The organism is Anaerotignum neopropionicum, assembly GCF_001571775.1.
GTDB lineage: Bacteria > Bacillota > Clostridia > Lachnospirales > Anaerotignaceae > Chakrabartyella > Chakrabartyella neopropionicum.
This window is the reverse complement of record NZ_LRVM01000001.1, coordinates 657,549-674,998: the sequence shown is the minus strand read 5'-3', so window position 1 is coordinate 674,998 and position 17,450 is coordinate 657,549. Positions and strand designations below refer to the sequence as shown.

Sequence of the window (17,450 nt, the reverse complement as noted above, 5' to 3'; positions counted from 1 at the left end):
AAAACCAAGCTTTTTTACTGAAATAAATCCTCTAAGTTTTTCGCAATCACAACGGAACTATTTACCATCTTTTGCAGGTTTTCCATGGCTTCCGTCTGCTTGTTTGTATTTGTTACCGTTGCCGTGGAATCTTGAATGGTAAAATCAATCTTTTCCCTTATCTGTTCGTTTAAAACATCAATTTTTATAACGGTATCATTGGAGCTTTCAGAAAGGGTATGAATTTCCTTTGCCACAACTGCAAAAGTCCTTCCGTCGTTCCCTAATCTAGCCGCCTCAATGGAAGCATTTAAGCCTAACAGCTTTGTTTGGCTTATTATTTTTGCAATGGATTTAAGCACATCAGAAATCTCCTTGGCAACAGTGCTTACCTCTGATATTTTTTCGGATAGCTTGTTTTGACTTTGGCTCATCTCCTGTGCGGAACCTGTTAAGGTGCCTATTGTGCTAGAAATATCCCTAAAATTATTGGTTAATGCTTTCGACAATATTTCTATTTCCAATTTATTGTATCCATTCTCCGCCAGACCGTTTACGACGATAAATAAAACATCTGCCGCCGCCTGAATGTTTTTCTGTGGGACAACATCTATCCTTTGTGCCGCCGTCCATAATGCATCCGGGCTAAGGTTTAAATCCTTTGCGGTTCTTTTAATTACATCCTCCTTAGGCTGGCTATCTAAAATTTGCCCTCCCAAAACAGTCCCCAGATGGCATCCCTTTATAACAATTGGACAGGCAAAGTCCACCATATTTGCATGACAGGAGCCAATATAAGGCCGACCCATATGAACTGCCTTTTCTCCCATATCATGGTGGCAAGTAGCGCATCTGGCATCCCCGATGGATGACATATGTATATAATTATTACAAAATTCACGATAGTGACTTGGTGAAGTAATTTCCTTTCCTTCTCGATCCACGCAAACCGCCGCACAATTCATTCCCAAAGCAAAATTATCCAAAAAATCCTGCAGCACCCTAATATCAATAATATCTGTTACTTCCAGCTTGTCCAAATTAACCATACCATTGTTTAATTCTATCATCCCAATTCCCCCTTATGAACAGCTTTATCAAATTGTATCCTTATTTTAATGTTAACACCTTGCTAAACCCCTGTCAATGTAGGAAAACACAAAATATTTTTATCCATTTTTGGGGAAAAATGTCTTGTTTTGTTTTGTATGCGGAAATTTTTATTTTTTAATGTGCAGCTGCATTTTTAGAAATGTAAAACTTAATTATATGTTTAATCATAAAAATACACGCTTTAAATCTATTATTTATACCTTTCCCCTATACTGCTGTTTCCGTAGAAAACACCCCAATTTGAAAGACCAAAAATCCTTTCAACAAATGAGGTGTTCTCTTACGGTTAGTCCTATTTCGTTTCCATTCCTTCTATTGAAGCAAAAAACTGCTCGTATGTGTCCCCCCATTTTTTCCTAGGCTCCGTGGCACCAATGCAGCCGTCCTCTAAATCCGATAGATATCTTTGCCCCTGTTGATAAATTTCCCCTACGGTAATCCCACAGCCTAATTCCGTGGCCAGCTCACAAAGGGCCGCTTCCGGATCCCGAGCTTTCCTTGTTTCCAATATTTTTTTACGCAGCTTGCTGTCTATTCTCGCTTTTTCCTGCAATTCAAATAAACCGTCTTTTAACATTTTTATCACCTCCTTTTTTCAGTATTGCCAACAAAAAACATTTCAATGCTGAAAAAACCTGTAAAGTCATTTTCTAATAAAAAAGATACGCCTAAGAATATCCTTCAGCGTATCCATAAAGTCAAACTCCTGCGGGCTTTGCCCTCAAACACCCGCAAAGGTTTGGGTTCATCTGTTTACTCCGCAAAAGCCAGCTTCGCTGTCTGCCCTATCTTGGGCCGTGAATGGTCATCACTTTTGCTACGCAAAGCTGCCAAAAATTTTACAAAACCAAATATCTCCCCGCGTTTATTATATTATACCCATTGCCCTAGCACTTTCTTCAATGGCATCTGCGGCCAAATCCAAATCCTCTCTGGTATGGCCTGCAGAGAGTATCACTCTTAGGCGAGCGGCATTCTTGGGAACCATGGGGAATTGGATTGCCTGGGCGAACACACCCTTTTCAAATAAATCCTCGCTCATTCTTTGCGCCAGTGCTCCATCTCCAACAATCACAGGAATCACAGGAGTAACCGTGGTCCCTATATTTAACCCCAGCTTTGTAATCCTATTTGCAAAATATTCTCTGTTTTTCCATAATTTTTTCACATATGCCTCATCCTCAGAAATCATTTCTACCACCTTTAACGCTGCCGCCGCCAAGCAAGGGGCCATGGGGGAAGCCGTAAAAATAAAGCTTCTTGCTTTAGGACGGAGCGCCTCAATCAATTCCTTTGAACCAGCCACAAACCCGCCGGCTGAACCAAACGCCTTAGATAAAGAGCCTGTTTCCACAAATACACGCTTGCGCAATCCAAAATGGTCAACGGTGCCTCTACCCATGGGCCCCATAACCCCATCGCCATGGGCATCGTCCACCATGAGCATCGCCCCATACTTCTCTGCCAAATCAGCGATTTGAGGAAGGGGTGCCAAATCCCCATCCATGCTAAACACGCCGTCGGTAACAATCAGCTTTTTCCCTTCCTCAGGCTCCTTTAATCTTTCTTCCAAAGAAATCATATCCTTATGATGATAAACCTTCACCTGGGCACCGGAAAGGCGACAGCCGTCAATAATACTGCCATGGTTAAGGGCATCGCTATAAATAACATCGCCCTTTCCCACCAAGAATGGAATCACCCCCGTATTTGCGGAAACGCCGCAATTAAAAACAAGGGTGGCCTCTACCTCCTTAAATTTTGCCAACGCCTTCTCCAATTCGTCGTGCACCGGAAAGTTTCCCACAATATTTCGGCTGGCTGTAGGCCCCACGCCGTATTGATCCAACGCCGCTTTTGCTGCCTGTATTACGTCTGGATGACTGGCAAGCCCCAAGTAATTGTTGGATGCCATATTTACAACCTCTCGCCCATCTAGGTTAATCCGCGCCCCTTGGGGACTATAAACGGTTCGATACATATCCTTTCCCCTCTTTCTTTTCCATCTGCACTCATTGTCCCTTAATCTTACCTTTTTCCTATATTATAGCAAATTCAATGAATACAAACAATCCATATGCCACTGTCAAGAAAAAAACAAGCCTGAGGGACGGCTCAAGCTTGCCTTTTTGTATTTTTAAAATATTTATATTTGTTTTTTTGCTTCTCTGCGCTCCAAAAGCCTGTCTTTCCATTTTTCAAGCTCCACAATGGGTAACGGCAGCAACGCCAAAGCCGCCACAATAAGCCATTCCGTAACGCCCAAAGGTGCAACCTTAAACACCGTTGCCAAGGGCTGAGCCATGATAACACTTACTTGAAGTAATAGACCCATCATAAAAGCCCCCACCAACCATAAATTTCCAAACGGTCGAATCGCGAATAAGGAATGCTCCGAACGCATATTAAACGCATGAACCAGCTGTGATATGGAAAGCACGGCAAAAGCCATGGTTCTGCCTGTTACATACATTTTTTCACCATCAAAATACACATGTCCAATGCCAAAGGCCAGCAGAGCCAGCATACCAATCATCATACCCTCAACCATAATTTTGCTCCCCATGCCGCCCCCAAATACGGTGGTTTCCCGCGGTCTGGGAGGTCTATTCATGCAATCTTGCTCCACCGGATCCAACCCTAGCGCAATGGCCGGCAAAGAATCCGTTACCAGATTTACCCACAAAAGTTGAATGGGCAGTAGCGGCGTTGCCCAGCCAAAGCACATAGCGACAAAAATCGTAATAATTTCTCCTATATTACTGGATAACAAAAAATGTACCGCCTTACGGATATTATCGTAAATGCCGCGTCCTTCCCTTACCGCTTCTACAATGGTGGCAAAATTATCGTCCGTCAAAATCATATCCGACGCACCCTTTGCCACCTCTGTGCCGCTTTTTCCCATGGCACAGCCGATATCCGCCGCCCTTAATGCCGGAGCATCATTGACCCCATCCCCTGTCATAGCAACAACACTGCCATCCTTTTGATATGCCTTAACTATACGTACTTTATGCTCCGGCGCAACCCTTGCAAATACAGTACACTGGGCGGCGGCGGCTTCCAATTCCTCATCGGAAAGTTTGCTTAATTCCTGTCCTGTAATGCAGGTATCCCCTTTTTTGTAAATACCAAGCTGCGTAGCAATGGCCTGGGCCGTTAAGGCATGATCCCCCGTAATCATAACCGGGCGAATGCCCGCCTGCTTGCAAAGGGCAACTGCTTTTGCAGCCTCGGGTCTAGGGGGATCAATCATGCCAGCCATGCCGGCAAAAACCATATCCTGCTCCACTGCGTTTCCCTTTGTCAAGTCCGGCTTTTCCGCCCATTCCCGAAAAGCAACCGCAACTACCCTTAATGCTCCTGCTGCCATTTCACCGTTTTGCATCCGTGCTTTGCTTTTTTTGCTGCCGTCAAATTTCACCTGGGCATGTCCCTCTAAGCATTTACTGCAACGGTCAAATAAAATTTCCGGTGCCCCTTTGGTCACTGTCATCCACGTTCCATCCCCCATGGTATGAAGTGTTGTCATCATTTTTCGCTCCGATGAAAAAGGAATCTCTCCCACTCTTGGCATTTCCTCTTGCGCATCCTCGGGCTTAACGCCCCCCTCCTCCGCCGCCTCAGCCAGTGCTCGTTCCGTTGGTTCTCCTACCAACCTTTCTTTCTCTCTGTGACAATCATTGCAAAGAGCAAATAGCGTGAGAATGAGCTGCCTTTTCTCCTCGTCCTTTTGTTTTTCATAATCAGTAATCTTTACAACCTTCATTTTATTTTGCGTTAAAGTGCCGGTTTTGTCAGAACAAATAACCGCCGCACTCCCCAGCGTTTCCACTGCGGGCAAACGACGGATGATTGTGTTTTTCTTAGACATTCTTTGCATTCCAATGGCTAATACAATGGTCACTATGGCAGGCAGACCCTCGGGAATTGCAGCTACCGCCAGACTTACGGAGGTCATAAACATAGAAAAAGGCGGTTCGTTGCGCAAAAGGCCCATGGCAAAAATTACGGCACAAATTGCCAGCGCTCCAATGCCAAGAGTCTTCCCCGTTTGTCCAAGTTTTTTCTGTAACGGCGTTTCCTGATCATCTTGCTGGGCCAAAAGATCTGCAATACGCCCGATTTCTGTATCCATGCCCGTTGCAATGGCAATGGCTCGTCCGCTTCCCCCAACCACAAAACTACCGGAAAGCACCATATTTTTTCGATCGCCCAAGGCAGTTTCCTTGGGATATTTTTTTGTATCCTTTTCCACCGCCAAAGATTCCCCTGTGATTGCGCTTTCCTCTGTTTTTAAACTTCGGCTTTCGCTCACCCGTCCATCGGCGCATATGTAACCGCCTGTTTCAAGCAACATAATATCCCCCACCACAACGTCCTCCGAGGGAATTTCTCTGCGCTTTCCATCTCGAAGCACCACTGCCTTGGGTGCCGACATTTTTTTTAATGCCTCCAGCGCCTTTTGCGCTTTGCTTTCTTGTATTACACCCAAAAGGGCATTTAACACAACAATTGCAATAATAATAACGGAGTCGATAAAGTCCTTTTCCCCATTCAGGTAAGACACCGCAAAAGAAACTACCGCAGCCATCAAAAGTAGCATAACCATAAAGTCATTAAACTGGGCACAAAATCTTTTCATAATTCCAGTATTTTCTCCCTCGTGGCGAAGAAGATTTTTTCCGTTGGTCGCCAATCTTTTTCTCGCCTCGTCCATGGAGAGCCCATTTCCTAAAAAAGTCTCTAAAGACTGGCTCACTTCCTTTGTCTCTTGATTCCACCAATCCATATCCTCACACCCGTCCTTTGTCATTTTAGTCAGTTTGTCCTCTTTTTCATATGTATGTGGTCATGCCCAAAAAAATTCCTCCTGCATACTATAGAAAGCAGGAGGTGTTTCCTTATGGTTTTTTGTTTGCTGCTTGCCTTTTCCCTCAGCGTAGATGCTTTAGGCATTGGCATCTCTTATGGATTGCGCCGCATTACTTTCCCAACCACATCCAAATTTATATTAGCATTAGAGACTTTTTTCATGATGGAAGGTTTTATTTTAGCAGGCCGCGGGCTTGCACTGCTTCTTCCCTCCGCCACAGGCGAGACCTTAGCTGCCTGCTTTTTACTTCTGTTTGGTCTATGGCTTTGCTTACAGGGCTTTCGGAAGGCAAAAGAGCCGCCATCTCCGCTGGCAACGGTTCATCAGCCTTCCTCTTGCGATAAAGACGCATCCAAAACCTTGGAACCCAAGGAAGCCCTCCTGCTTGGTTTTATTCTTTCTCTCGATTCCTTGGGCATCGGCATCAGCGCCGCCGCCGCCGGCATAAGGGTTAGCAGTCTTCCCTTATTGGCGGCATTATTCCAAGTCAGCTTTCTTTCTATAGGGGCGTTTTTAGGCAAAAAGCTTGCGCTCTCCATAAAACTCAGGGAAAACCTATGGTCTGCCCTATCCGGCAGTATGCTTATTTTTATTGCACTCCTTCGCCTAATGTAACAGCCCTTAGAAAAAAATTTTTACTGAAAATAATAATTTCATTTGAATTTTCACCTTTTATTTATATGTTTTCAGCACCTTCAAATCGTGGTATACTTTACGAAATGGAGGTGATGGTTATGTTTACATTTTTTAATAGTCTTGCCGTTTATGCTGCCCACTCCTTGGAGGAACAGTCACAAATGCGCCAATTTTTGGAGCAGGCAGGCATCGAGCACTCTGTTTCGGCAATAGATAGAAACGCCCCCCAAGGGCTTTTCCCTGCAATTTCACCGGAGCTTTTATTTACCCAGACAATTGAATATGTTTTTTATGTGTATAAAAAAGATTTTGACACTGCCAAAACCCTAATCCAAGATCATTGGCGTTGGGAGGAAAATGTTTAATTGGTGCATATACCTTTATTGCAAGCTTATAAAAAGTTAAAAATAAAAAGTGCCAACATCACTAACACTTTTTCACTAAAAAACCCCACTCCTTGGCTTACTAGCCAAGGAGTGGGGCCTTTTTCAGCTTTATAAATTTTTTTCCCTCACATTTCCCCTCTAAATCTTAGGAAGTGCTGATTTAATGGAGGGTGTGCAGATAGTCGAGGAAATTTTTCAATTGGCAAGGGGAAAAACACAGCAATAGCAGCGCTATTTCGAGGCTTTTTGACGCTGTCCAAGTGGAAAATTTACCGATTAGCTATGCACACGAAATCAATCAGCGTTTCCCTAAAACTGCCTTTATATTTTGTCAACCCAAAATTCAATGGCATTTTTTAAAAATTCCGCACACCCCTGCACTTTTTTGTCATAGTATGCAGTAAAGCGTACATCTTTTACATACATTTCTGCCAAGCCCTTATGTGCTTGTTTTGAATAGGTTTTCCATGTCATCCCCAGCCATTCCTTGTGCAGTAAAACAATTGCCCTGCCTTCCTCATCTTCTGGCATCTTCCCACTCGCCACCCCATCCCTTAAGCGCAGAAGGATTTCATTCTCCAGCTTTTGAAAATGTTCAAAATCCCTCTCTGACATATTCTTTATTTTTTGTGTTGCCGCCTCCATGGAAGCATGGCCATACTTTTCCCGCACTTCCTGTCCGTATTTTTCCTCGTTTTCCTGTATCATTTTTTCCCGCAATATTTCAAAACGCTCCTTATCACTCATAACGCCCTCTCCTTTTTTTGTCAAAATTGTTTTTTTCACAATAGAAATCAACCCATCCAACCGTTTTTTCTGATTTTCAAGCTCCTGCAAATGGCCATACAACGCGGATAGAATATCAAAATCTCTTTGATACATAATATTTTTGATCTGATCTAAGCCAAGCCCCCGCTCCCGATAAAAAAGAATTTGCTGTAATAGCTCAACTTCTTTTTCGCCGTAAAAGCGGTATCCCGCAGCATTTGTTCTCAAGGGCAACAGCAGACCAATCTCATCATAGTATCGCAAGGTACGCGCGCTTACCCCCGCCAATTCCGATAATTCCTTAATGCCATATTCCATATCGCCACCTCCTATTGTATAAAAAGAATACATCTTGACGTAACGTTAAAGTCAAGTAAAATTTTAATTTCTTTTCTCATATAAAAAAACGAGTAGCTATTGCTACCCGTCTAATCATTTTAAAATCTATGCTGCCGTCTTCAATTCTCTTTTGCTTGCAATCAATTGCATAGCAACAATGGAGCCGATCACAATAATGCCCAGCACATCCGTACCTATGCTAGGATAAATTAGCATCAATCCACATCCGATAGAAATAATGCGCAGGATGGGATTTAAATCCCTAAGCATATATCCAATCATACCTCCCGAAATGGCAAACATACCAACAAATGAAGTAACTACTACCTGAATTACCTGCAAAGGTGTTGTATTAATAAATAACAACGCTTCGTTATAGGCAAACACATAGGGAATAATAAACGCCGCAATAGCAAGCATCGTGGCGTTAAACGCCGTTTTCATAGGATTCGCCCCTGCAATGGCAGACCCCGCATATGCAGCCAAAGCCACCGGCGGTGTAATATCCGCCACGATGCCAAAATAAAATACAAACATATTGGCAGCGATGATATCCATATTCATACCTGTAATCAAAATTGGCGCACAGGTTGTTGCCATAATGATATAATTTGCCGTCGTAGGAACGCCCATGCCCAAAATAATACAGCATACCATAGTCAGCATCAACGCAATAATCAAATTATTCCCAGCAATAGAAACGATACCGGAAATAAAAATCTGCCCCAATCCTGTCATACTTACAACGCCGGCAATAATCCCCGCCATACCACAAGCGGCTGCAACAGAAAGGGTTCCTTTTCCACCATTTTCCAATGCTGAAAAAAAGCCATTCACAGTCATACGATTCTCTTTGTTAAACATACTCACTGCAATTGCAACCAGAGTTGCAAAAATGGCAGAGCGAGACATGGTGTAGCCATCAATAATCATATACACCAACACAACCAAAGGCAAAAGCAAATAAATATTTTTCACCAGATGGCTGAATTTTGGCAATTCTTCTTTGGGAATCCCCATCAACTTCAGTTTTCTTGCCTTAAAGTGTACCATCAAAAAAATGCCGGAAAAATATAAGAATGCAGGCAAAATCGCCTTTTGAATAATGCTGGCATATTCTACACCGCACATTTCTGCCATCAAAAACGCTGCTGCGCCCATAATCGGGGGCATAATCTGTCCACCGGTAGAAGCTGCCGCCTCAACCGCACCGGCAAATTCTGGGGGATAACCTGTCTTTTTCATCATAGGAATGGTAACACTGCCCGTAGTCACCGTATTTCCTACGGAACTGCCCGAAACCATACCGCAAAGAGCACTGGAAATGACTGCAACCTTAGCCGGTCCGCCCGAGCTGGCGCCGGCAATGGAGTTTGCGCATTGTATGAAAAAGTTGGAAATACCCGTTGCCTCCAAGAAAGCACCAAAAATAATAAACAGCACAATAAACGTAGAACAAACACCAATGGGCACACCAATGACACCCGTTGTTGTGTAAAACAAGTTATAAATAATTCTTCTAAGAGGCAGACCCGTAGAAAAGGCATACAGTACAAATCCCGTTGCCACAAGAATAATAGGAATGCCTGTAACCCTGCGGCAAGCCTCCGTCAGCACCAAAATTCCAATAACCCCTAAAACCACTTCAAGCTGCCCAATTCTTGTTGCCTTCTGAATAATCTCGTTGAAATGTATCACATAATAGAAAAAGCTGGCTGAGCCTGCAATCCCTAAAATCCAATCATACCAGGGAATATGGTTTGGCTTTTGCGCCATACCCTTCTTTCTTGGATAAACAGTAAAAATCAAAATTATTACCGAGCCTAAAAATAAACAACGCCGAACCTGCTCACCCCAATTTGCAAATAGGTTCATATAAACCATAAATAAAGCGAATGCAATCAACATACATTTTACAATTATCTTTGGAATTCCTTCAAAGTGGCGTATATTTGCTTCTCTATCGTATTTTTTCATGACTGCTTCCAAATCCGCATCATTTACTTCTGCATGAAATGCAGCTATGTTTTCCAAAGATATTTTTTCTTTCTTTTTAAACACCGTATATCCTCCTTTTGTTCAGTATTTTTCAAAGTAACCAAACCAAATTTAGCATTTTACATATCTCAAGCAAAGGTCATTTTTCTTTAACTTCCTCTCAGAACCAAACAATATGCAAAAAAACAAAGCCTTCAAGGGTTTCAATAACTTTGAAACGAACAACCCCTTCTCTATTTCTTCCCCTTCTCATAGCCAATAGTAATAAATCTATCCTCACCGCAAAGCTGGCGCAGGCTGACTTCCTCTCCATTTACAACCAAAATATGATCATAAACCGGACTAACATTGTAAGAAAGGTCAAGCATCACCTTATGAAACCCGGAAACGATCATACTTCCATCCTCTCCGTAGGTTAATGTCTGCCCATCCTCCAGTTCTGTCTGCACCCCTGCTCCAAAGTTATAATAAACCGTTTCGTATACTACAATTTCTCCATTTTCAATCCGGTAGCGATCTTCCACCGGCGATTTGTTCACAGAATGCATGAATCGTACAGAAAATTCCCCGCCTTCTTCCATGGGGTAACTTACGAGAATATTGCCTGTTCTCCCGTTCCGCAATATCAGGCAATCTTCTGTGTGGTTCATATGAAAAATAGCAGTTGCAATAATGACAACCATTATTGCAACCACTATACCAACAATCTGCTTGAAGCTCATACTGCCAAATTGGAACAATTAGCTAAGAACGCCAATTTCTTTAAAGTACTTTTCAGCACCGGGATGGAAAGGAACGGAAATACCCTGCACTGCTGCCTCTGAATCCAATTCGGTAAATTTCGCATTACTATTTGCCAAAGCATCTTTGTTTTCAAAAAGTGCTTTTGTAAATTCATAAATCGCGTCTTCACTCAAATTATTACTTGCAATTAAGGTTGCACGAACGCTTAATGTCTGCACATCATCAGCAACGCAAGCATATGTGCCGCCGGGGATGATTGTCTTTGTATAGAATGGATATTCAGCCATTAAAGCTTCTGCATGTTCATCATCAATCATCAACAAATTAATATCTTTGGAAATTGCCAAGTCAACAACTGCTGTTGTAGGCGCGCCGGCTGTGATAAATGCCGCATCAATCTTCCCATCCTTGATGGAGTCCGCCGCATCGCCAAAGCTGCCGTTTACCTTGTTGATATCGCTGTTGATGTCAATTCCGTAAGCTGCCAAAATCTGTGTTGCATTAAATTCAACACCACTGCCTCCATCGCCAACATTAACGGTTTTGCCTTTTAAATCAGCAATGCTGGTAATGCCGGGAGCTGCAATAATCTGACAGGTTTCATCATAAACCCCTGCAATTGCAGAGAATGTATCGAATTTGCCATTTTGTACAAAAAGGTCTGTGCCGTTAAAAGCATAATACATTACGTCGTTTTGAACAATTGCAATGTCAGAAACGCCGTCATCAATGTCTAAGATATTTGCTTTGGAAGCACCTGAAGAAACAACCTTTAGGCTAACATTTTCCATCTCATTATTTAATACTGTAGCCATTGTACCGCCAACTGCGTAATATGTACCAGTTGTACCACCTGTACCCAAGGTTAATACCTGCTTGCCGGCAGGCGCTTTTTCTTCATCACCCTTAGGAGCATCATTGTTCGCTGCACCACCACAACCAGTAAACGCCATCATTGCGGTTACTGCCAAAGCTGTTAATGTTACTAAACTCTTTTTCATTTACCCATCTCCTTAATCTTTTCATTTTTGCATTATGCAAGTTATTTCATTTATATTCAATTTTCATTTTAGCATATATTATTTTATACTTCAATCCATAATTTATGGTTTTGCCCCCATGTCTTTATTTTAATTCATTTTTCCAATATTTTTTTACAAATTAGCGGCCTAATTATTTAAAAAACTAATATGTTTAAGCTTAAAAATGAATAATTATATAAATACTAAATAAATTACTTTTTAGCTTTTATAAAACACTATGCATTTTTTTCATTACTTTCATTAGTTTTAATTATTTTATAGAAAAAATCAGTGAATATATAAAAGAAATACGCATAAATTATTTTGTATTCCCGTGCTGGACAATCCCAATTGATGCGTGTAAAATAGATAGATAAATTGTTTATTGCAAAGGAGAATCCCCATGTCTATACACACAGTTCAATATAAAGGCATTGAATTAGAGTTTGAGCTGATTCGTAAAGATGTTAAATATATCAATCTCCGTGTAAATAAGCATGGAAATGTTGTGGTTTCTGCATCAAAAAAAGTTCCTTTTCCCATTATTAAAGAATTTGTAGAGTCAAAATCTCTTTGGATTATTACACATCTTGCAGAAATTGAAAAAATACGCCAAAATTTGCCCCCCTGTGGGTTTTGTAACGGAAAAACTCTTTATTATTTGGGGAACCCCTACTGTTTAGTAATTTCAAATGGGCCTTCAAAAATACAAATTCAGGGAGATAAAATTTTTATGTTTTCCACAAGCACCACGACAAATGCATTGCATAGCGAATATCTCTCTTGGCTAAAAGAACAGGCAAATATCAAATTCGAAGAAATTTTGCAGCAAATTTATCCCTTGGTTGAACCTTATGGAATTTTGCAGCCAACCATACAAATCAGGAACATGAAAACCCTATGGGGAAGCTGTACCACCGAGGGAAATACAATTCGCTTAAACCTCCAGCTAATGAAGGCATCCCAAGACTGCATCGAACAGGTTATACTCCATGAGCTGGTGCATTTTCGTTATAAGAATCACGGGGAGGGTTTTTATACGTTGCTCAGCCTATTAATGCCCGATTGGAAAGCTCGAAAAAATAAGCTAGAGTCGAACTTTAAGGATGGTGTGTGAAATTTGCGAATATGTTTTGTTGACAAATCTTTTCATAAGGCATATAATGAAATGTATAGTATATTTATATTGCCGCGGAGTGGAGCAGTCCGGTAGCTCGTCGGGCTCATAACCCGAAGGTCGTAGGTTCAAATCCTACCTCCGCAATCAAGAAAATCCGTAGAACTCAAGGTTTTAGGGATTTTTTATTGCAAAAAATATTGGAAATAACGGATTTTATTGTTTTTAGTGGAAATATATTCATAAAAATTTCATAAAAAACAAAAAGCATTGCCAGATTTATCAGTGGATGATTCCCTAACTACAAAGTTTAGTCTAAGAAAGATAAGAGTTATCACAAGAAATATATAAGTATTGCGTTGAATTTATAGGGTAGTAACATTAGTAGGAGGGAATTATTTTGGACTTTATACATTACTTTTGCATCATTTTTTCCGTTTTTGTTTTTCCTGTGTTTGTACATATGTTAAAACAAATCAAGGAAGACAAGCCTGTAATAAGCCATACAATTTTCCTTTCTGTTTTTCTATTTTGCTTTGTATCACTGGTTGTTAGAAATATGTTATAAATTTTAAAAGATACCTCTAAATTTTTCATAAGGCGCAATTCAAGCAATACTATTGCTTATAACAGAAATGTTTAGCAAACTTCGGAAGCAAACAGTACAAAATTTACAGTTTCCCCGATCAACCTTCGTTGTCCTGCGCAGTTTGGGAATTGTGGTAGTTGCCCTAATATTTTTAAGATCCTGCTTAGCTTTAATACAAAAAATCCCTCTGAATATTCATATCAATGATTTCAAAGGGTTTTTCTTAGTATTTTTATGTATCCAGCCTTCACTTTCTATAAACTTCGGGATACGAACTCTTCTATGTATAGTTCCTCGCATTTTTGAACTTCTTTATTATAGATTTCCAGTTTCTTTTCTTTCAGCTTTTCCAAGGTTGATGTTTCAATTTTCACTTCCACCACTTCGGCTCTTTTTTCTTCTTCCACTTTTTTCAACTTTTCAAGCTGCCTTTTTTCCTGCTGAATTTCCACTTCCAGCTTATAAAGAAAGCCGGAATACCCCATAGCTTCATTAATAGAAAGTCCCATCATTTTCTTCCCGTTAAACTCTGCATTTATACCTTTAAATTTTCCCAAAAGAGCCTCGATTTTTTCAATTTGCTCATTTACCAAGGCAATTACTTTGGCATGCTCAGCCTTTTTGCTCTCTAAACGCTGATTTTTAAAATTCATAACCGATTCAAGCTGAAAAGTAAATTTTTTCATTTTATCCCCCACATAAAAGGCCTACTGTTACTTGAGGATTTCCTCCATCTGCTTTAGCGTTTCCTCAAAAGAAAAATTTTCATCTACGCCTTGCTTCAAAAAGGCATTAATCTTGTCTATTTTGGAAATGGCAAAATCCAATTTATGGTTTGTCCCTTGCTTATAAGCACCAATAGAAATCAAATCGTTGTTTTTCTCATAAATACTTAAAATATCCCTCAATTTCGAGGCCAACTCCAAGTGCTTCTTATCAGAAATAGAATTCATTAATCTTGAGATACTTGCATTAATGTCAATTGCAGGAAAATGATTGCCATTTGCCAATTTCCTTGACAATACAATGTGTCCGTCAATAATACCTCTTACTGTATCCGCAATTGGATCATTGGTATCATCCCCTTCAACCAACACTGTATAAATTCCTGTGATAGAGCCTTCCTTAAAATTACCCGTTCGCTCAAGGAGCTTTGGCATTTCTGCATAGATTGACGGTGTATAGCCTCTTGCAATTGGCGGTTCCCCGATGGCTAGTCCAATTTCTCTTTGCGCCATGGCAAATCTGGTAAGAGAGTCCATCATAAGCAAAACATCCTTGCCCTGATTTTTAAAATATTCCGCAATGGCTGTGGCAACCAAAGGGCACTTCATTCTCAGCATTGCAGATTGGTCTGAGGTGGCAACAACCAAAACAGAACGTTTCAGTCCCTCTTCCCCCAAATCCCTCTCAATAAACTCTCGAACCTCTCTCCCTCTTTCCCCCACAAGCGCAATCACGTTAATATCCGTTTTTACTTTCCTTGCGAGCATCCCTAAAAGGGTACTTTTCCCTACGCCGCTTCCCGCAAAAATCCCCATTCTTTGACCCTTGCCAATGGTAAGCAAGCCATCAATGGCTTTAACGCCAAACTCCATTCTTTCTTGAATGGGAGGTCTGGTCAGTGGATTTGTTGCAACGCTGTCCACCGGAAAAAATTGGTTATAGTCAAGAGGTCCCAAGCCATCCATAGGTCTTCCCAATGCATCAATAATTCTGCCTTGCAAAAAATCTCCAACGGGTATTTTTAGGCATTCGTTTGTATTTTTCACAAAAGTCCCTGCTGAAACCCCCTTCATACTTTCATAGGGCATCAGCAAAATGCGGTCATCTCGAAAACCAACGGTTTCCGCCATAATTTGCTTTTTTTCATTTTCGTTATAAATCATACTAATTTCGCCGATACTGGCTTTTCTGCCGGAGGCTTCAATTGCTAGTCCAACAATATTTTCAATCTTACCGATATGGCTTATGGTATTTGACCGTTTAATGACATCCACCAATTCGTTAAACAATATCATTCCCTCCCAGCTTGCCAGCACTCTTTATGATCCCTCTAATGTTTTCAATTTGGGTGCTTGCACTGGCATCAATAATTTGATCCGGCAACTCAATAATACAGGTTCCCGGCGCCGAGTCCTCCATTACAATAATTTTAATATGTTCGGATAAATGGGAAAGTGCATCAAGCAACTCTGCATTTGACTCTACAACTAGAGCAGAATCTTGTTTGGAGATATAAATCTTTGCCCATTCTTTCAATTTCATTTTATTTGTGGCTGTAATAATCATTTTTTTAACGATTTCACCACTGGTTTTCAAGCTAATCTGAATTACCTTTTCCGCAATGGCAATTGCCACTTCCTTAAGCTCGTCTATGTTTTGTGAAATAAGCAATTGTTTTTCTTCTTCATATGCCTGAAGCATATCTCGCACTTGAAGGAGAAAGACCGCAGTTTCCTCATCCATTTCGGCTTTATGCTCATCATAAGCCTTTTGATAGCCGGCCTGAAAACCGTCCTCCATTGCTTGGTCAAAAGCACATTTCTTAATTTCTTCCCCATCCATTTGGGCTTGTTTTATAATTTCCTCCGCCTTTTTTTGGGCCTCGGCAATCACCTTTTTTTCTTTTTCCTTCAGCTGTGCCTCTTTTTTTTCAAGCTCTCGTAACATCAAGCTGCTATCAATGGATGCGGCTTCCTTCTCCTCGTCAACTTCTTGAACTCCCGCCGTTTCCTCTGGCTCCTGCGGCTCGTCCTTATCAAAGCAGGGAAAGTCAATTTTTTTACCGTTTTCATTTAGATGATCCTTTTTCTTAGAATCATCACCAAATTGATCAAAAAGAAAGGAATTTACTGAAAAATCACCATTATGCAATAATATCATCCTTTCCACCCTTGGAAACAACAATCTGACCTGCGTCCTCAAGCTTTCTGATTGCAGCAACAACTCTTTGCTGTGCATCCTCAACATCGCGAACGCGGACGTTGGTTGTAATCTCAAGCTCAGATTTAATTGTTTCTGTCATACGAGCAGACATATTTGCAAAGATAACATTTGCCACTTCACCCTGGGCACCCTTAAGCGCATATACAAGATCTTTTTGGTCAACCTCTCGAATAACTCTCTGTATGGAGAGATTATCCATTCCAACAATATCTTCAAATACAAACATTTTCTTGCGAATTTCTTCAACAAGCTCAATATCCTTCTTGCTCAATTCATCAAAGATATATTTTTCATCGCCTCGGTCAACATAATTCATAACCTCCGCAATATAATCAATACCACCAATTTTGGTATAATCTGTAGTCATTACAGAAGAAAGCTTCTTTTCTATTTCCTGTTCCACAATTTTCATAGCTTCAGGTGCAGCACTATCCATTCTTGCAATTGCCTCAACTACGTTTATCTTTCTTTGCTCAGGAAGCCCAGAGATGATACTTGCCGCCCGATCGGAATCCATATAGGAGAGCACCAGCGCAATGGTCTGGGGGCGCTCATTGCTCAATATGGAGAAAATAGACAAATCATCATACTTGCTTAAGAAAGAGAATACTCTTGACTTAAGGGTTTTCTCAACCTTGCCCAATAAATTGTGTGCCACCTCTTCACCAAAGGCCTTTTCCAAAACACTTCTGGCGTACTCCATGCCGCCTTCTGTAACAACCTTATGAAGCATACAGTTTTTATAAAACTCGTCTAAGATTGACTCGGTTACCTCTGAGGGTAAAAATCCTAATTTTGCAACTTCAATGGTAATCCTTTGAATTTCGTCTTCCGTTAAATATTTATAAACCTGTGCGGCCTTTTCTGCCCCAAGGGAGATAACGACCGCAGCAGCCTTCTGTTCCGGTGTTATTGTATTTTCCTTTGCCAC

At 41.0% G+C, this 17,450-nt stretch carries 15 protein-coding genes and 1 tRNA gene; 4 read left to right on the top strand and 12 right to left on the bottom strand.

Annotated features, from left to right (window positions below; translation table 11 throughout):
- Positions 1–14: 14 nt before the first annotated feature.
- The 4 genes from CLNEO_RS03230 to CLNEO_RS03215 all read right to left on the bottom strand — a co-directional run bounded on the left by CLNEO_RS03230 (position 15) and on the right by CLNEO_RS03215 (position 5,911).
- Positions 15–1,049: a PocR ligand-binding domain-containing protein gene (locus CLNEO_RS03230; RefSeq protein ID WP_066084237.1), complete on the bottom strand. Its 1,035-nt coding sequence runs from the start codon at positions 1,047–1,049 to the stop codon at positions 15–17.
- 335 nt (positions 1,050–1,384) lie between these two features.
- Positions 1,385–1,669, bottom strand: coding sequence for a hypothetical protein (locus tag CLNEO_RS03225; RefSeq protein WP_066084235.1), 285 nt, complete (start codon positions 1,667–1,669; stop codon positions 1,385–1,387).
- Positions 1,670–1,960: 291 nt separating this feature from the next.
- Positions 1,961–3,073 carry an aminotransferase class I/II-fold pyridoxal phosphate-dependent enzyme gene (locus CLNEO_RS03220; protein WP_066084233.1) on the bottom strand — a complete coding sequence of 371 codons (1,113 nt, stop codon included), beginning with the start codon at positions 3,071–3,073 and terminating at the stop codon, positions 1,961–1,963.
- Between the two features lie 165 nt (positions 3,074–3,238).
- The gene (locus tag CLNEO_RS03215; RefSeq protein ID WP_242864143.1) at positions 3,239–5,911 is read right to left on the bottom strand and encodes a calcium-translocating P-type ATPase, PMCA-type; all 2,673 of its coding nucleotides are present in this window, start codon (positions 5,909–5,911) and stop codon (positions 3,239–3,241) included.
- Between the two features lie 90 nt (positions 5,912–6,001).
- Between CLNEO_RS03215 and CLNEO_RS03210 the strand changes: the two genes are divergently transcribed.
- Both CLNEO_RS03210 and CLNEO_RS03205 read left to right on the top strand, forming a co-directional pair.
- Entirely contained in the window at positions 6,002–6,586 is a 585-nt protein-coding gene (locus tag CLNEO_RS03210) for a manganese efflux pump (protein WP_066084231.1), read from the top strand.
- A gap of 119 nt (positions 6,587–6,705) precedes the next feature.
- Positions 6,706–6,972, top strand: a complete 267-nt coding sequence (locus CLNEO_RS03205) for a hypothetical protein (RefSeq protein WP_066084230.1) — start codon at positions 6,706–6,708, stop codon at positions 6,970–6,972.
- A 342-nt stretch (positions 6,973–7,314) separates the two neighbouring features.
- Here the strand turns inward: CLNEO_RS03205 and CLNEO_RS03200 are convergent, their stop codons facing one another.
- The 4 genes from CLNEO_RS03200 to CLNEO_RS03185 all read right to left on the bottom strand — a co-directional run bounded on the left by CLNEO_RS03200 (position 7,315) and on the right by CLNEO_RS03185 (position 11,843).
- The gene (locus tag CLNEO_RS03200) at positions 7,315–8,079 is read right to left on the bottom strand and encodes a MerR family transcriptional regulator (RefSeq protein ID WP_066084228.1); all 765 of its coding nucleotides are present in this window, start codon (positions 8,077–8,079) and stop codon (positions 7,315–7,317) included.
- Between the two features lie 126 nt (positions 8,080–8,205).
- The gene (locus CLNEO_RS03195; RefSeq protein WP_330382548.1) at positions 8,206–10,161 is read right to left on the bottom strand and encodes a TRAP transporter permease; all 1,956 of its coding nucleotides are present in this window, start codon (positions 10,159–10,161) and stop codon (positions 8,206–8,208) included.
- Between the two features lie 170 nt (positions 10,162–10,331).
- Complete coding sequence (locus tag CLNEO_RS03190) at positions 10,332–10,781, bottom strand: DUF1850 domain-containing protein (protein WP_162266452.1); 450 nt, start codon at positions 10,779–10,781, stop codon at positions 10,332–10,334.
- Positions 10,782–10,838: 57 nt separating this feature from the next.
- Positions 10,839–11,843, bottom strand: a complete 1,005-nt coding sequence (locus CLNEO_RS03185) for a TAXI family TRAP transporter solute-binding subunit (RefSeq protein WP_066084222.1) — start codon at positions 11,841–11,843, stop codon at positions 10,839–10,841.
- A gap of 424 nt (positions 11,844–12,267) precedes the next feature.
- On the opposite strand from CLNEO_RS03185, the gene CLNEO_RS03180 reads away from it, so the two are divergent.
- The gene (locus tag CLNEO_RS03180; protein ID WP_066084220.1) at positions 12,268–12,981 is read left to right on the top strand and encodes a M48 family metallopeptidase; all 714 of its coding nucleotides are present in this window, start codon (positions 12,268–12,270) and stop codon (positions 12,979–12,981) included.
- A 73-nt stretch (positions 12,982–13,054) separates the two neighbouring features.
- Positions 13,055–13,128, top strand: a tRNA-Met gene (locus tag CLNEO_RS03175).
- Positions 13,129–13,824: 696 nt separating this feature from the next.
- Here CLNEO_RS03175 and fliJ read toward each other — a convergent pair.
- Genes fliJ through fliG form a run of 4 tightly spaced genes read right to left on the bottom strand, consistent with a single transcriptional unit; the run spans position 13,825 to position 17,450 of the window.
- Positions 13,825–14,256 carry a flagellar export protein FliJ gene (fliJ, locus tag CLNEO_RS03165; RefSeq protein WP_066084214.1) on the bottom strand — a complete coding sequence of 144 codons (432 nt, stop codon included), beginning with the start codon at positions 14,254–14,256 and terminating at the stop codon, positions 13,825–13,827.
- A 27-nt stretch (positions 14,257–14,283) separates the two neighbouring features.
- Positions 14,284–15,591, bottom strand: a complete 1,308-nt coding sequence (gene fliI / locus CLNEO_RS03160) for a flagellar protein export ATPase FliI (protein ID WP_201032849.1) — start codon at positions 15,589–15,591, stop codon at positions 14,284–14,286.
- The gene (locus tag CLNEO_RS03155; protein ID WP_066084209.1) at positions 15,578–16,456 is read right to left on the bottom strand and encodes a FliH/SctL family protein; all 879 of its coding nucleotides are present in this window, start codon (positions 16,454–16,456) and stop codon (positions 15,578–15,580) included. Before CLNEO_RS03155 ends, fliI begins: the two co-directional genes overlap by 14 nt.
- The gene (gene fliG, locus CLNEO_RS03150; RefSeq protein ID WP_066084206.1) at positions 16,440–17,450 is read right to left on the bottom strand and encodes a flagellar motor switch protein FliG; all 1,011 of its coding nucleotides are present in this window, start codon (positions 17,448–17,450) and stop codon (positions 16,440–16,442) included. The genes CLNEO_RS03155 and fliG overlap by 17 nt, the downstream gene beginning before the upstream one ends.

Excerpts from the sequence above, each read along its gene's own strand:
- CLNEO_RS03225 (WP_066084235.1), bottom strand. The coding sequence starts at position 1,669 with ATGTTAAAAGACGGTTTATTTGAATTGCAGGAAAAAGCGAGAATAGAC.
- CLNEO_RS03185 (WP_066084222.1), bottom strand. The coding sequence starts at position 11,843 with ATGAAAAAGAGTTTAGTAACATTAACAGCTTTGGCAGTAACCGCAATG.
- CLNEO_RS03215 (WP_242864143.1), bottom strand. The coding sequence starts at position 5,911 with ATGACAAAGGACGGGTGTGAGGATATGGATTGGTGGAATCAAGAGACA.
- fliJ (WP_066084214.1), bottom strand. The coding sequence starts at position 14,256 with ATGAAAAAATTTACTTTTCAGCTTGAATCGGTTATGAATTTTAAAAAT.
- fliI (WP_201032849.1), bottom strand. The coding sequence starts at position 15,591 with ATGATATTGTTTAACGAATTGGTGGATGTCATTAAACGGTCAAATACC.
- CLNEO_RS03230 (WP_066084237.1), bottom strand. The coding sequence starts at position 1,049 with ATGATAGAATTAAACAATGGTATGGTTAATTTGGACAAGCTGGAAGTA.
- CLNEO_RS03210 (WP_066084231.1), top strand. The coding sequence starts at position 6,002 with ATGGTTTTTTGTTTGCTGCTTGCCTTTTCCCTCAGCGTAGATGCTTTA.
- CLNEO_RS03220 (WP_066084233.1), bottom strand. The coding sequence starts at position 3,073 with ATGTATCGAACCGTTTATAGTCCCCAAGGGGCGCGGATTAACCTAGAT.
- CLNEO_RS03200 (WP_066084228.1), bottom strand. The coding sequence starts at position 8,079 with ATGGAATATGGCATTAAGGAATTATCGGAATTGGCGGGGGTAAGCGCG.
- CLNEO_RS03180 (WP_066084220.1), top strand. The coding sequence starts at position 12,268 with ATGTCTATACACACAGTTCAATATAAAGGCATTGAATTAGAGTTTGAG.
- CLNEO_RS03205 (WP_066084230.1), top strand. The coding sequence starts at position 6,706 with ATGTTTACATTTTTTAATAGTCTTGCCGTTTATGCTGCCCACTCCTTG.
- CLNEO_RS03155 (WP_066084209.1), bottom strand. The coding sequence starts at position 16,456 with ATGATATTATTGCATAATGGTGATTTTTCAGTAAATTCCTTTCTTTTT.
- CLNEO_RS03190 (WP_162266452.1), bottom strand. The coding sequence starts at position 10,781 with ATGGTTGTCATTATTGCAACTGCTATTTTTCATATGAACCACACAGAA.